Raw genomic sequence first — 14,368 nt, forward strand, 5'->3', positions numbered from 1 at the left:
ACGGAGGCGGCTGCGAGCAGCTGCCGTTCGACTGCGGACCGGGCAACGCTGCTATTCGCAATCGCCGAACCGATTTCCGGCACACTAGCGGAGCGCTATCTGCAAAGCCGCGGTATGCTTGGCGCAGCCGATCATCCGGCGCTGCGGTTTCATCAGTCCTGCTATTATCGCGATCTTTCGACCGGTCGCACGACACGCCTGCCACGATCGCGGCGGTGACCGATCCGGATGGCAGACTGACCGGCGTGCACCGGACATGGCTCGATTCCGATGGTGACGGCAAGGCCAAGCTCGAGGACCCGCGCAGGGCGCTCGGCCAACTGATCGGCAATGCCGTTCGTTTCAAGATGCCGCCCGACGCGCAAAGCCCGATCCTGGCTGCGGGCGAGGGGATCGAGACCGTGCTCTCCCTCGGCCAAGTCCTACCCCGCATGCCGATGGCAGCAGCGCTCTCCGCAAACCATCTCGCCGCCTTCCGTCTGCCTGCGATATGCCGGCGCCTCTAGATTGCTGCCGATGCCGACGCGGCGGGACGACACGGTGTCGATGGACTGAGCCGGGCCGCCAAGGCCCTCGGCGTGCTGCCATTGGTGCTGCGTCCCGAGTTCGGCGATTTCAACGAGGATCTGCGTCGGCTCGGAGCTTGCAGGATGGCAGCGAACCTGCGCCACCAGCTCTTCCCGGACGACGCGACCAACTTCCTCTCCGATCGTCGCCCTTTCGTAAGGGGCGCGCTGCGGTTATGCCGGCGGTGACAACGGCGCATGAACCTTCGCGGAGGCCGCGCCTGCGGGCCTGCCGGGAGGCGACCCGCACCATGACGGTTCCGGCCGGGTCCGGCATGGGAAGGGTCGCCGTCAGGCCGCGAGAGGCGCGGCTCAAACCACGGAGATCATCATGACCCGCTTGTCCTTCCTTCACGATACGACAGAGCCCCACCACACATCCTCGCCGACAGACCGCTTCATCTACGAAATGCAAGTCCAGGGCTATCGTCCATTCCAGGACGAACCGGATCCAAGGCCATTGCCCGAGGAGCATATGGTTCGAGCCTGCCTCATCACGATCTTCGATGCCCTGTCCGATATGCTCGGGGACACAAGGCTGGAACCCGATCTCGAAGACCTCCTCTGGTCCACTGTCAACTCTTCCACCGGGGACGGAGCGCATCCAGCGCGAACTCGACCGCAACGAAGAGGCGCAGCGCACCGACCAACGCGAGCAGGACGGCTCGGAAGTCAAAAGCGTCGAGCTGGAGCGCCTGATTGCCGAGGGCATCACGCTTCTCGAACGCCGCAACAGTTTCGAGTTCATGCGTGACTACGGCGCCGACTTTTTCGAGGCTGAGACCGGTTCGGCCTGGCGGCCACGCACCGGGTCGAAGGTCAGTCATGCCAATATGACCGCGGCGATGATCGACTCGAAAGACTTCCTTGCGGCGCACCGTCATGCCGAGAACGAGGTCATGATCCCGAAAGGCACGAGGATCGCCTTTGCCGGCGGCATGGAATACAACGATCACGCTCGCATCTGGAAAAAGCTCGATCAGGCCCATGCCAAATATGCAGGCATGGTCCTGTTGCACGGAGGCGCACCGAAGGGTGCGGAACGCATCGCCGCCTGCTAGGCGGAAGCGCACAAGGTGACGCAGATCACCTTCAAGCCGAACTGGAGCAAACATGCCAAGGCGGCACCCTTCCGTCGCAACGACGACATGCTCTCCGTCATGCCGGCAGGATTGATCGTTTTCCCGGGTAATGGCATCACCGACAATCTCGCAGACAAGGCAACGCGCCTCGGCATCGCGGTGTGGCAGGCGCAAGGAGACGGCGCGTGAGCGCCGGATCCTGATGAACGATGTTCGGGGAGGCTCATGCGTGGCTTACTGGCGAGATCTACGATCTTGGTGACGAATGAGGGAAAACCGATGCTCACACTCCGGGGGCAGGTGCCGGCGCCTGCTTCGACGCCTCGGCACGGATCAGGTCGGAGACGCTGTCCGTCAATGACGTCAGGACTGGGCCGGCGCACGGAATGCATGAACTAAAACGCCGTACATTCATTAGCCCTACTAATGATATCAATTAGACTATGATGGATAGTTCGCTGCTCCAGCGCGCTCTATAGTCGAGGAGGGACATCGCACAGGCCTGCCGATCTATCAAATTGAGCGCCGGGTCGATGGTTACCCTTTTTAGGACAAGGACAAGAAGCTGCGGCACCGTAACGCTATCCCCCATGGGAATGGAGGAACAAGCATCGAAAGTGGAAAATGTCGATCTGATGATGATGCCCTGCGCGAATGAATGAATGACGAATTGTCATTTTGGTAATCGTCGAGAAGAGCCGCATAGTCACCCAATCCGATTACAAGCAGCGGAGCCCTCCAAGGGGCGGCTCGCCCCGCGCACCCCGGAGATGAAGTGTGGTGAAGGTAGTGGGTCGAATATCCGACATGAGGCTGGCCCAATGATTGACCAGATCTCCATCCTCAGATCGACGCCTTCGTCGACAACGGCAGTCCGCCGGCACAGCCTGGCATCTTGCCGTAAGCGTGCCTGTCCTGCCCGTCTTGGAAACCCGCCTTTCGCTGTCCTTGGTGATGGCTCAATCGCCATCATCGGCGCAATCGACACGCTGGCAGCTTTCTCCGCCAACCGCCGCACCGCACGCAGCCTCGTCCTGCACCATCGCAGGATCCACTTTCGCCGGGCGATAAGCAACGTCCAGTCCGCGAGCGATGACGTGGGCCCATTCGCCCGACTGTGCTGGCAACTGGATCCTGCACGATGTCCTGTAGAATCCGGCGTTTGGCCGGAGCGCGGCAGTCCGCCGCACGCTTTCCACGATCTTGCCGATCAACACATTCTCGCACATCGCGGCGATCTCGGCCCTGTCCAGCTGGCCGCGAGAGCCGTTGGCGCGAAATTGCACGCAACAAAGCCAATGCCACAAAAAATACGAAAAAGGGGAACCAAACTTGAAAAGAAATGGGAAGGATCTGGTCCTTGACCGACATGGCCTGACACGCCGCTCCTTTGTTGGAGCAACCGCGACAGCGCTGATTTCAGCGCCGTTTGTGAACCAACTCGTCCGTCCGGCGCGCGCTGCGGGCTCGGGCGTCGTCAATTTCGCCGGCTTCGGCGGAAGCTATGGCGATGCGCTGCGGGAGGTCTGGTTCGAGCCCTTCGAGAAAGAAACCGGCATCAAAGTCAATATTGGGGTCGGAGCGTCTCTCGCGCTCGCCAAATTGCAGACCGTCAACCCCAACGGCGCAGAATGGGATATCGTCGATCTTCCCAACCCCGCCTTTATCACGGCGGTCAATGAGAACATCCTGCTGCCCGTCGAGGGTCGAATAGACTTCAGCAAGATCCTGCCGAAATACGTGACCCCATATGGATGGTCGTACACGGCCTTCGTATATGTCGTGGGACGCAACAGCAAGCTGATACCCAATGCCGCCGCGCCGCAGACCTGGGCGGATATGTGGGATACGAAGCGATATTCGGGCAAGCGTTCGCTCAACAACGTCAATACGAGCGCCGTTTCGCTGGAGGCCGCGCTGATGGCAGATGGCGTTACGCCGGCCAACATCTATCCGCTCGATCTCGACCGCGCCTTTGCCAGCCTCGACAAGCTCCAGAAGGGCAATATCGTGTGGGGCATGAGCCTGCAGGATCCGGTCCAGCAGATCGGCTCAGGCCAGACACCGGTCGGCGGCATCTATACGGGCCGGGCGATCATGGCCAACCGGCAGGGCGCGGGCATCGCCTACAGTCTCAAGCAGGGCATCATCGGCGGCGATTCACTGGGTGTCATTAGAACCTCGAACAACAAGGACGAGGCCTTCACTCTTCTGAATTTCATGGCGACGCGCGGCGACCTGTCGGCCAAGTTCGTGGAACGGACCTCCTACGGGATTCCGCACGTCGACGTGGAGAGCCTGCTGCCCAAGGATGCAGACGACATCCGCGCAGCGCTGCCCACCAACCCGGTGCTGCAGGAAACCGCTCTGTTCAACAATGCGCAATATTACGCGGAGCACATGCCGGAGGTTTTGCGCCGCTTTCAGGAATGGCAGCTCGATTGAAGGCCCGCGGGCCGGCTTGCGCGGCGACGATGCCGCCGCGGGACATCCAAAGGTCCTACCGCTGGCTGTACTGTCTCCGTTTTCCTGGACGGGGACAAACGACAAACAAGAACCAGAAAGGGGAAAGACATTGAATAGTGTTGTGCTGCAGCGCAGGGGAGGGCGCTCTGGGGGACGGCAGGAGCTAATGCTCGTGCCACTCATCCTACTTTATGGAGGCCTGTTCCTCCTGCCGCTTTTCATCGTTTGCAGAATGGCTCTCGAAAACGGTCTTGGGAGCTTTGCGAATGTCCTGTCATCGCGTGTCTTCATGCGGGTCGTCGAAAACACGCTGACTATCAGCGTGACGACGACACTCGTGAGCGTCGCGCTCGGTTATCTGCTGGCGACGCTGTTGTGGAAGACGGCTGGCTGGCAGCGCCTCGTGGTGCTGGGGTTCGTCCTCTTGCCCTTCTGGACGAGCGTGCTGATCAAGAATTTTGCTTGGACCTTCCTTCTGCAGGACAATGGCGTAATCAACAGCATCCTGCAATCGGCCGGCCTTGCAGATCAGCCGCTGCCCCTGCTGCACAACCGTTTTGCCGTCATTGTCGGCATGGTTCACTACTCGCTGCCTTATGCGGTGTTCCCGATCTACACCTCGATGCTGACCATCGATCCGCGGCTCGAACGGGCGGCAAGAAGTCTCGGCGCCTCGACCCTGTCGGCCTTCTGGCATGTGACGCTGCCGCTGACCCGGCCGGGGGTCTATGCCTCCTCGCTTCTCATCTTCATCGTCGCATCGAGCTTCTATGTCACGCCGGTCATCCTTGGCGGTCCGCGCCAGATGATGATCGCCAATCTGGTCGACTACTACACGCACACGCTCGTGGACTTTTCCTCAGGTGCCGCGCTGTCGATCATCATCCTGATCGCCGCAAGCCTTCTGATCGCGATCTACCAATCCTTGCCCAAGGAGGGTCAACATGGCTGAGCTGAGCTATGCCGCACCGCATGCCATTCCGTTGCGTCGGCAGCGTATTCCGCCGATGACATGGCTGGTTGCCGCGAGCATTCCGGTGCTCGCCTTCCTCCTCGTGCCGATCCTGATTGTCGTCCCAATGGCTTTCACCAGGGGGCAGATCCTGATCTTCCCGCCGCAGCTATTTTCGGTTCGGCCATTTACCGACCTGTTCGGCGACGCGAGCTGGATGTCGTCAGCGCTGGATTCGCTCAAGATCGGCCTGCTTGCCACGGCAATTGCCGTTACCGTCGGCGTTTCGGCGGCGATGGCGCTTCATAACAGCAAGCTGATCTTCAAGGGCATGCTGGTCGCCGTCATCCTGCTGCCAATCATGATCCCGGCAATCGTCATGGCGCTCGGCTTCTATCTCTTCTTCCAGCGGATCGGCCTGACGGGATCGTGGCAAGCCATCGCTTTTGCCCACAGCGTCGCGATAACGCCTTACGTGTTCATTGCAACGCAAGCCAGTCTGGCGGGGGTCGACCCGACCCTCCCGCGGGCCGCGCGCAGCCTGGGGGCGGGTGCGCTCGACGTCTTCCTGTCGGTCTACTGGCCAGCGATAAAGCCCGGCGTCATCGGCGGCGGCATCTTCGCCTTCATCGGCTCGTTCGATGAGATCGTCATCAGCCTGTTCCTCTCCGGGCCGGGCGTCGTGCCGCTGCCTGTGCAGATGTACACCAGCCTGCAGAACGACCTCACTCCGAAGGTAGCAGCCGTTTCCGCCATGCTGTTTCTGTTGAGCCTGATGGGGTTGGCCGCTCAGGCCTATCAGCACCGAAGCCGTGTGAACAAATCGAAATTCGAATGACACCCGAAAGGACGACCATGAACATGATGCTGAAGACACAGAATTCCGGGGTGTCCGGGCGTGGCAAGGCGGTTCAGATCCGCAATATCGTCAAGAGCTATGCCGGCTATGCGGCAGTGGACAATATCAGTTTCGACCTGAAATCCGGCGAGCTTCTGACCTTGCTCGGCCCGAGCGGATCCGGCAAGTCGACCACATTGATGATGGTTGCAGGTTTCGAGGACCCCGATAGCGGAAGGATCGATGTCGATGGACGCGATGTCGTGGGTCTTGATGCCAAGCAACGCAGTTTCGGTGTGGTCTTCCAGGGCTATGCGCTTTTCCCGCATATGACAGCGCTGGAAAATGTCGAGTTTCCGCTGCGCATGCGGCGGGTTCCGTCGGCCGAAAGGCAGCGCCTTGCACGGGAAATGCTCGAGCGCGTCGGCCTCGGCAGCATGACCCATCGCCGCCCGCGTGAGCTTTCCGGCGGCCAGCAGCAGCGTGTGGCGCTTGCCCGTGCGCTCGTTTTTCAACCGGATGCCCTCCTGCTCGACGAACCACTGGGCGCGCTGGACAAGAACATGCGCGAGAAGATGCAGTACGAGATCAAGGAACTGCAGAATGCGATTGGCATCTCGATCCTGTTCGTCACGCACGATCAGGAGGAGGCGATGACCATGTCTGATCGCATTGCGGTTATGGATCACGGCCGCATCCTGCAGATCGATACGCCGAAGGCGGTCTATGAGCGCCCCGCGACTGCCTTTGTCGCCAACTTCCTCGGCGAAACCAACATGATCGCATGTCGTATCCACGATTTTGACGCCGAACGTGCCGGCGTTGCCCTCGGCGACGGCCAGTTGGGGGGAGCCATCATCGCCAAGGGCACAGCCCTCGCGCGAGACAGTGACGCCAAGATCTCGGTTCGCCCGGAGAATGTCATGATCCTGCAGGACGGTGACACGCCAGACTTCCGCCTGACCGGCGTCGTCAAGCAACATACATTCGTTGGACGCCATTCCCGCTCGGTGATCTCGGCGGGCAGCATGGATTTTGCCGTCGTCACCGCGGATGTTGCGCGCGCATCCCGGATCAATGCCGGCGACACGGTCGATATCGGCTGGACCTCTCAGAATGCCCTGATCATCACGAAATAGACCGGGCTTTCGACGATCGCAGCGCCTTCAACGCGAGGCGATCGGTTCTCAATACGCAACACGCACGCATATGAAGTGAAGGAGCATGAACATGCAGGAGCTTTCTGGCAAGGTCGCGATCGTGACCGGGGGAGCACGAGGGTTGGGTGCAGCTTCTGGGCGCGCACTGGCACAAAAGGGCGCCAAGGTCGTTCTCGCCGATCTCAAGCTTGAGACGGCCGAGGCCCAGGCCGCTGCGCTCAGGGCCGAGGGGCTGGATGCCGTCGGCATCGCGCTCAATGTCGTGGACCGCGGCAGCTGCGAAAAGGTCGCCATAGCCATCGCAAAAGAATATGGCTCAATCGACATCCTGGTCAACAATGCCGGTATCGTGGCGTTTGGGCGTCTGGGAGATCCTGGTTCATACGAGGAATGGGATCGCAGCGTCGACGTCAATCTGACCGGCGTCTTCAACATGACGACGGCCTGTCTTTCCGATCTCAAGGCAAGCAGGGGCGCGGTCGTCAATATCGCATCGGTGGCGGCCTTCACAAGCGGCTTCGCACAGGTGGGATATACGGCATCGAAGGGTGGCGTGAAGGCACTCACCCAGGTCATGTGCCGCGAACTCGCTCCGTTCGGCATGCGCGTCAACGGTGTCGCACCGGGCTATGTCGCGACGGAGGGCATGGGCGGCAAGGGAAATCCCGAGATCGAAGCATGGATCCAGTTCCATTGCCCGATGAAGCGTCACGGCCGTCCGGAAGAGGTCGGCAATGTCGTCGCCTTCCTCTGCACCGACGCGGCGAGTTTCGTCAACGGCACGACCATTCCGGTCGATGGCGGCTATCTGAGCGTCTGACCTTCCCCCGAGGAGGCCCGCAAGGCCCTCCCGTTCCTTACCGGCATGATGACCTGACGGCACGGTGGCGCCCTGGCGTCATCGCGAAGATCCGTGGGCGAGCGATTGCCGGACGATACAGTAGAGAGACGGATGATGCAGGAGAACAGGGCCATGTCCGATCAGCGCAAACAGATGAAATTGATTGGGGTCTGGGGACCTCCGGGTGCCCACGCCGCCGGTTGGCGCGAAGCGGAATCGCCGACATCCGACATTTACGCCTTCTCCAACATGGTGCGTGTCGCCAGGCTGGCGGAAGAGGCCAAGATGGATGCACTTTTCCTGGCCGATACCAACCATCTGCCCACCGTACCGCTGATCGAGGCCGGCGATGTTACGGCGGAGGGATATTCGAAGATCATCCGCATGGACGCCGTGACGATGGTTTCGGCGCTTGCCGTATCGACCTCGCGGATCGGCCTGATCGCCACTGCAACCACCACCTATAGCGAGCCCTACAGCATGGCACGCGCCATTGCCACGATCGATCATCTGAGCGGCGGACGGGCTGGCTGGAACCTCGTAACCACCCAGTCGGACGGCGAGGCGCCCAATTACGGCCGCGATGCGCATATGGAACACGCCGCTCGCTATGAACGCGCAGAGGAATATTTCGATGTCTGCGCCGGTCTTTGGGATTGCTGGGACGACGATGCATTGGTGGTTGACAAGGAAAATGCGCGTTTTTCCGATGTCTCGAAGATAAAGGTCCTCAATCATGAAGGCCGACATTTCAAGGTGAAGGGACCGCTGAACCTGCCGCGCAGCCCACAGGGTCGCCCTGTCATCGCTCAGGCCGGCGCCTCCGGACCTGGTCGCGCGCTTGCCTCGCGCATTGCCGACGTGGTCTTTCTCGCAAGCTCGACCAAAGAGGAGACGAAGACGTTTCGCGACGACGTTTGTGACCGGGCCGAAGCGCGCGGCCGATCACCCGACAGCGTCAAGGTCATGCCCGGGATCATGCCGATCATCGGCCGCACCGACGAGGAGGCCCGTGCGCATTATCTCAGATTGCAGGAGGGCATCACCGACGCCCAGGGGCTGATTGCGTTGAGACGGATCTCGGTCGGTATCGACCTGACCCAATACCCCCTCGACGGACCAATGCCGACCTTGCCTCCGACCAATGGCGCGACGACCCGCCAGCAGATCGTCATCGATTGGGCGCGGAAGGAAAACCTGACGCTACGCGAGGTTGCGCGACGCTTTGCAGAAACGGATGGTCATCATCTCGTCTGGGGCACGCCGGAGCGCGTCGCCGATCTGATGGAGGACTGGTTTGTGAACGAGGTTTGCGACGGTTTTTGCGTCCTCTTTCCTTATTTCCCACGCGGCGTCGAAGACTTCGTCCAACTGGTGGTGCCGGAACTGCAGCGCCGCGGCATCTTTCGCAAGGACTACGAAGGGCAGACATTGCGGGATAATCTCGGCCTTGCCGTTCCCCCACGCACCACACGCTTCGGGAAATAATCTAGACAAACAGGGGCATGCGCCCGCATCCACTCAAGCAAAATCGGCCCGGATCAACCGATCCCGGCCGGTCTTGTCGTGTTCGCTCGATCGCTAGCCACCTGCGGCCGGATGTGCAGGACGCTTCAACCCAAGATTCTCGCGAAGCGTCTTGCCCTCATAGGCGGTACGGTAGATGCCGCGGCGCTGAAGTTCGGGCACGACGAGGTCAACGAATTCCGTCAGGCTGTCCGGCAGGTAGAAAGGCGCTAGGAGGAAACCGTCGGCGGCCTTTGTTTCATACCATTCCTGCATATTGTCGGCGATCGTCTGCGGTGTGCCGATGAGAGAGCGATGCCCGCGCCCGGCAGCGACGAAGCGGCTGAGATCCAACAATGTCATCTTACCGTCGATCGCCTTGGTCAGCAGAAGCTCGCGTCGGCTCTTCATGCCGTCGCTGGCCGGCAGGTCTGTGACAAGCTTGTCCGGATCCATGCCGGAAAGATCCACCGCCAGGACTTCCGATAGAAGGTGAAGGGCAACATCCGGGCTGACATTGGCCTGCAGCGCGGCGAACTTGTCCTCCGCCTCGGCCATTGTCTGGCCGATGACCGTTCCGGTGCCGACAAAGATGGCGATGTCATCCTCGATGCGGCCATGGCGTGCAGCTCGCGTCTTGACGTCAAGGCAGAAGGCGCGCGCCTTATGGATATTGTCCTGCGCGGTAAACAAGGCATCGGCTTTTTCGGCGCCGAATTCTCGCCCGATCTCCGATGAACCGGCCTGGAATATGACAGGCCAGCCCTGTGGCGCACGCGGCTGGTTCAAAGGCCCACGCACGGAAAAGCGATCGCTCTGATAATTCAGGTAGTGCATCTTGTCGGCGTCGAGATAGGTGCCGGTCTGCTTGTTGAACAGGAAGGCGTCGTCCTCCCAGCTGTCCCAGAGACCGCAGACGATGTCGAGAAATTCGCGCGCGCGGGCATAGCGGTCGTCATGTTCCATATGGGCGTCGCGCTGGAAGTTCGGAGCTTCCTCGCTGCTGCTCGACGTGACGACGTTCCAGCTTGCGCGACCTTCCGTCAGATGATCGAGCGACGAGAACAGCCGAGCGACCTGGTAGGGCTGGCTGTAGGTTGTCGACATGGTCGCCACCAGACCGATATTCTGCGTGAAACCGGCCAGCGACGACAGAAGAGTGATCGGCTCGAAGAAGGGTGTTGCGGCGACCTGGCTCATCGCCTTCGGATTGCGAATATAGAGGACACGATTGGCATCGGCGAGAAACAGAAAGTCCATGAGGCCGCGTTCCGCAGTCTGCGCCAGCGATATCCAGTAGCTCTGTTTCATCGCGTCCGCCGGTTGCACGCTCGTGTGCTTCCAGCTTGCCACATGGCCACCGTGATTGTCTAAATAGACCCCGAGTTTCAGTTTTTTCGAGCGTTCGGACATATCTCGTGTTCCTTCATGGCCATTCCCATTTATGTCTGCCGGTTAGGCCTGCGCGGCATCGTCAGAACACCGCACAAGTCTGTCGAATAAAAGGTGGCGTCGAAACCACACGCAGATCAGGCTACGGCGCGGTCGGTGCCGAGCGTGGCGATGATGTCGTCGAGCGGCATCACGTCGGCATATTTCTGACCGAGGTCGAAGAGGCTCGCCTCATGCGGACCGATGGCCCGGTCGCCCACGCAATCGCTGGCGACGATCGGTCGAAAGCCGTGGCACATGGCGTCCAGCGTGCTGGCCCTTACGCAGCCGCTTGTGGTGCAGCCGGCGATGATCAGCGTGTCAATGCCGCGGGCATGCAGGATGCCATGCAGACCGGTCTCGAAAAACGCCGACGGCAACCGCTTGCGAACGACGATCTCGCCCGCACGCGGTGCGACCTCGGGGACGAACTGGCCGAGCGGCGAGGCTTCCGTCAGGCCTTTCAACTTCGGCACCTTCAGGCAATGGATACCGGCGTCGCTGCCATCATCGGCATAAACGATGCGGGTGTGGGCAATCGGCATGCCGCGCGCGCGCGCGAATGTCAGGAGGTCCACCGTGCGGTTGACGGCGGCTGAAATATTGCCACCGCCGAATGAATCGGGATCGTTGAAGCCGACGGTGAAATCGATCACGAGAAGGCCGGGCGATTGGCCGAACCCCATTTTGCGTCCGAAGTTCTGGCGTTTGAAAATGTCCTTGTCGTCCATGTCGGGCCGTCCTCTTTTTCGGAAAATTCAGTTACGAAGAGATGTGCGATGGCTGGGCAAACGCGCCCAATACTCCGCAATGCGGTATTCATTACGCATATTGTCGCTGTTGCGGACTGTCAACAAAAGGCGCGGCCGCCTCATTGCGGCCGGATGAATGGATCGCTTGTGCCGCTCTGCCGGGAGCTCGAACGCCAAACTCGGAAAAAACCATGTATTCCCGGCGTTTAGGCTGAAGGAGACAACAGGGCCGAACGCAGGTCCGTTTCTGTCGCGTCCTACCCGTCTCGCCGTTGGTGCGGTTTACGCATGAATCAATGAATACAACGCATTTGCGGCTCAACCCCGCCACCCGCATATTCCGAGCAAGGGAGCTAGAGGCCTGACCGGATGGTCCGGGCTTGGGAAAAGTTCGCCGAGACATGGCTCGTATTTATAACGCGGAAACGCTTCGGCATGTCGCTGAGAGCACGACCGCAGATCGACGAGAATATTGGAGTGGCACGTGACGGAAATGAAAGACCAGGGTCTGCAGACGCGCGAGGTTGGTGGCATTACCCTCGACCTGATCGAATTGGGTGAAGGACGTCCGCTATTGTTCCTGCACGGCGGCGAAGGGCCGGATGTCCCGACGCGGGCCCATCTGGAAGTGCTTGCCAAGCATTACAGGGTGATTGCACCCTGGCATCCGGGCTTTGGCAGCCGGGCCCGCGCCGAAACAGTTCGGGAGGTTGCCGATCTCGCCTATCTCTATCTGGACCTGGCCGAGCAACTCGGCATTCAGGATGGGATCCTCGTGGGCGCTTCCTTCGGCGGCTGGATTGCTGCTGAAATGATGGTCAGGGACCGGTCTGCCTTTTCGCATCTGGTTCTGTCCGGCCCCGTGGGGATCAAGGTGCGCGACCGCGAGGCCCGCGATATCGAGGACTTCTTCGCCCTGACCGACGAGGAGTTTCGCGATCTTGCCTATGCCGATCCCACAAAGGGCTATCGGGACTTGACCGCACTCGATGACGAAAAGCTGACAGGGCATTTCCGCAGTCTGGAGACCTATGCCTTCTACAGCTGGAAGCCGTACATGCATAACCCGCATCTGAAGCGCTGGCTGCACCGGATCCGCCGTCCGGCACTGATCGTCAGCGGTCGCCAGGATCGCTTCGTCTTCGATGGATATTACGCAGCCTTTGCCGAAGCGCTGGCCGGTAGCTCGCGCGCGACCATCGAAAATGCCGGCCATTTTCCCCATGTCGAGCAGCCGCTCGAGTTTGCCGACCTCGTTGTCGCCCATACGGGACCGACCCAAGCCGTCAATGAGCGGGTCGCTTGAACCGATAATTTAGGAGCAATCCATGCAGGTCTATCACTTCTCCGAAAATCCCTATCCACAGGCCTGGGACGCCGATGAGCGTTCGCTGCGGATCACCCTCCCGAGCAAGCATTTCGATCCGAAGATCGGTGCTGACCTGCTCAACCGTTACATTGACGAATGGGCGCTGTGCGATGAGCTGGGACTGAACATCTGGGTCAACGAACACCATTCGACGGCAACCTGCCTGACGACGTCGACAATGTTGCCGTTGGCAATGCTCGCCCGCGAGACGAAGCGTGCGCGGCTCCTGACACTCGGCGTGCCGATCGGCGTGCGCCATGATCCGGTCATGGCTGCCGAGGAAGCGGCCTATGTCGATGTCGTCTCGCGCGGTCGTCTGGAGCTCGGCCTCGTCAAGGGTTATCCGACCGAAATCGCCCCCGCCAACGTCAATCCGGCCCAAATTAGCGAGCGCTTCTGGGAAGCGCACGACCTGATCATCAAGGCGCTGACGAGCCATGATGGCGACTTCAACTGGGAGGGCAACCACTTCCACTATCGTCACGTGAACATCTGGCCGCGGCCCTATCAGCGGTCCGGACCACCGGTCTGGATCACCGGCTTCACGCCACACAGCGCCGGGCCAATCGCCGATCGAGGCCATGTCATTGCCGCCGGTCTGAACGCCCGCAACGGCCGCAACATCTACAATACCTACCGCAAGCGTCGTGCCGAACGCGGCCACGGCATGCCGGATCTCGATCGGTTCGGATACATGGTTCTTGTGGGCGTCGGTGATAGCGAAGAAGAGGGACATCGCTTCGCTCGGCAGGTCAAGGGATATCTCGACACAACGGGCATCGTACACCCGGCCTTCGGCAATCCGCCTGGCTATTATCCGGTCGCCGCCAGGGTGGGCGAGGTCCGGCGCGGGCAGCAGGGTGTCACCGGATCGGCTTTCCAGACCGACCGTGCCGGCGATCCTGTCTCCTATGCGACGGCATCGATCGAGAAGATGATCGAGGTCGGTGCGGTCTTCGCCGGAACGCCAGACCAGGTGTTCGAGCAGATCAAGGAACTCTATGACTATGTCGGCGGCTTCGGCAATCTGCTGGCCATGATGCAAGGCGGTGCGCTCAGCCATGCGGACACGACCAAGAGCATGCGCCTGTTCAGCACCGAGGTCCTGCCGCGACTTGCGGAGCTCAAGGCCGCCAACGGCCGTGAGGACGAGGACTTTGAACGGATGCGCCGCACGGTGGCCATCGGCTAATGCCAGTTTACCGACAAACAATCCGGCGCGGCACGAACAAGCCTGTCTCGACGCGTTTGTGCCGCGCTGTCGCGAGAAGATGCGAGGGTTGGGGCCGAACTGGGCCGGGAATCATCTGGCGCCTTGCCCGCCTTGCGACGCGTCGTGGCCCTGGCGCGGGCCGAAAGACATCGTCGCAGTGCGGTCGCAGCCCGGCGCCGTTAGTTGTTGCTG

At 60.8% G+C, this 14,368-nt stretch carries 11 protein-coding genes and 2 pseudogenes; 10 read left to right on the top strand and 3 right to left on the bottom strand.

The genetic code is table 11. From position 1 onward, the window contains the following. Window positions 1-755 (top strand): annotated as a pseudogene (locus PMI11_RS38195) (toprim domain-containing protein); the annotation flags it as partial. Window positions 756-897: 142 nt separating this feature from the next. After that, window positions 898-1,837: pseudogene (locus tag PMI11_RS24785) on the top strand (DUF2493 domain-containing protein). 770 nt (window positions 1,838-2,607) lie between these two features. Here the strand turns inward: PMI11_RS24785 and PMI11_RS24790 are convergent. Further along, window positions 2,608-2,934, bottom strand: coding sequence for a hypothetical protein (locus tag PMI11_RS24790; protein WP_157179688.1), 327 nt, complete (start codon window positions 2,932-2,934; stop codon window positions 2,608-2,610). 46 nt (window positions 2,935-2,980) lie between these two features. Between PMI11_RS24790 and PMI11_RS24795 the strand changes: the two genes are divergently transcribed. From PMI11_RS24795 to PMI11_RS24820, 6 genes are all read left to right on the top strand, one after another. Then, window positions 2,981-4,093, top strand: a complete 1,113-nt coding sequence (locus PMI11_RS24795; protein WP_007822676.1) for an extracellular solute-binding protein — start codon at window positions 2,981-2,983, stop codon at window positions 4,091-4,093. Between the two features lie 193 nt (window positions 4,094-4,286). Beyond that, window positions 4,287-5,066, top strand: a complete 780-nt coding sequence (locus tag PMI11_RS24800; protein WP_007822677.1) for an ABC transporter permease — start codon at window positions 4,287-4,289, stop codon at window positions 5,064-5,066. Further along, on the top strand, window positions 5,059-5,904 hold the full coding sequence (locus PMI11_RS24805) for an ABC transporter permease (protein WP_007822679.1): 846 nt from the start codon (window positions 5,059-5,061) through the stop codon (window positions 5,902-5,904). Before PMI11_RS24800 ends, PMI11_RS24805 begins: the two co-directional genes overlap by 8 nt. Then, complete coding sequence (locus PMI11_RS24810) at window positions 5,901-7,043, top strand: ABC transporter ATP-binding protein (RefSeq protein ID WP_157179689.1); 1,143 nt, start codon at window positions 5,901-5,903, stop codon at window positions 7,041-7,043. Before PMI11_RS24805 ends, PMI11_RS24810 begins: the two co-directional genes overlap by 4 nt. 91 nt (window positions 7,044-7,134) lie before the next feature. Then, window positions 7,135-7,884, top strand: coding sequence for an SDR family NAD(P)-dependent oxidoreductase (locus PMI11_RS24815; RefSeq protein ID WP_007822682.1), 750 nt, complete (start codon window positions 7,135-7,137; stop codon window positions 7,882-7,884). Window positions 7,885-8,037: 153 nt separating this feature from the next. Then, on the top strand, window positions 8,038-9,393 hold the full coding sequence (locus PMI11_RS24820) for an LLM class flavin-dependent oxidoreductase (protein ID WP_007822683.1): 1,356 nt from the start codon (window positions 8,038-8,040) through the stop codon (window positions 9,391-9,393). Window positions 9,394-9,486: 93 nt separating this feature from the next. On the opposite strand, the gene PMI11_RS24825 is transcribed toward PMI11_RS24820, so the two are convergent. Both PMI11_RS24825 and PMI11_RS24830 read right to left on the bottom strand, forming a co-directional pair. Continuing rightward, window positions 9,487-10,824 (bottom strand): LLM class flavin-dependent oxidoreductase, encoded by a 1,338-nt coding sequence (locus PMI11_RS24825; protein WP_007822685.1) that lies wholly within the window; start codon window positions 10,822-10,824, stop codon window positions 9,487-9,489. Window positions 10,825-10,940: 116 nt separating this feature from the next. After that, on the bottom strand, window positions 10,941-11,573 hold the full coding sequence (locus PMI11_RS24830; protein ID WP_007822686.1) for an isochorismatase family protein: 633 nt from the start codon (window positions 11,571-11,573) through the stop codon (window positions 10,941-10,943). Window positions 11,574-12,087: 514 nt separating this feature from the next. Here PMI11_RS24830 and PMI11_RS24835 point away from each other — a divergent pair. Continuing rightward, window positions 12,088-12,900, top strand: a complete 813-nt coding sequence (locus tag PMI11_RS24835) for an alpha/beta fold hydrolase (protein ID WP_051034640.1) — start codon at window positions 12,088-12,090, stop codon at window positions 12,898-12,900. A 22-nt stretch (window positions 12,901-12,922) separates the two neighbouring features. Then, a complete protein-coding gene (locus PMI11_RS24840) occupies window positions 12,923-14,155 on the top strand; it encodes an LLM class flavin-dependent oxidoreductase (protein WP_007822688.1) in 1,233 nt (410 codons plus the stop codon). The last annotated feature ends 213 nt before the right edge of the window (window positions 14,156-14,368 follow it).

Origin of the sequence: Rhizobium sp. CF142 (assembly GCF_000281145.1) — a bacterium.
GTDB lineage: Bacteria > Pseudomonadota > Alphaproteobacteria > Rhizobiales > Rhizobiaceae > Rhizobium.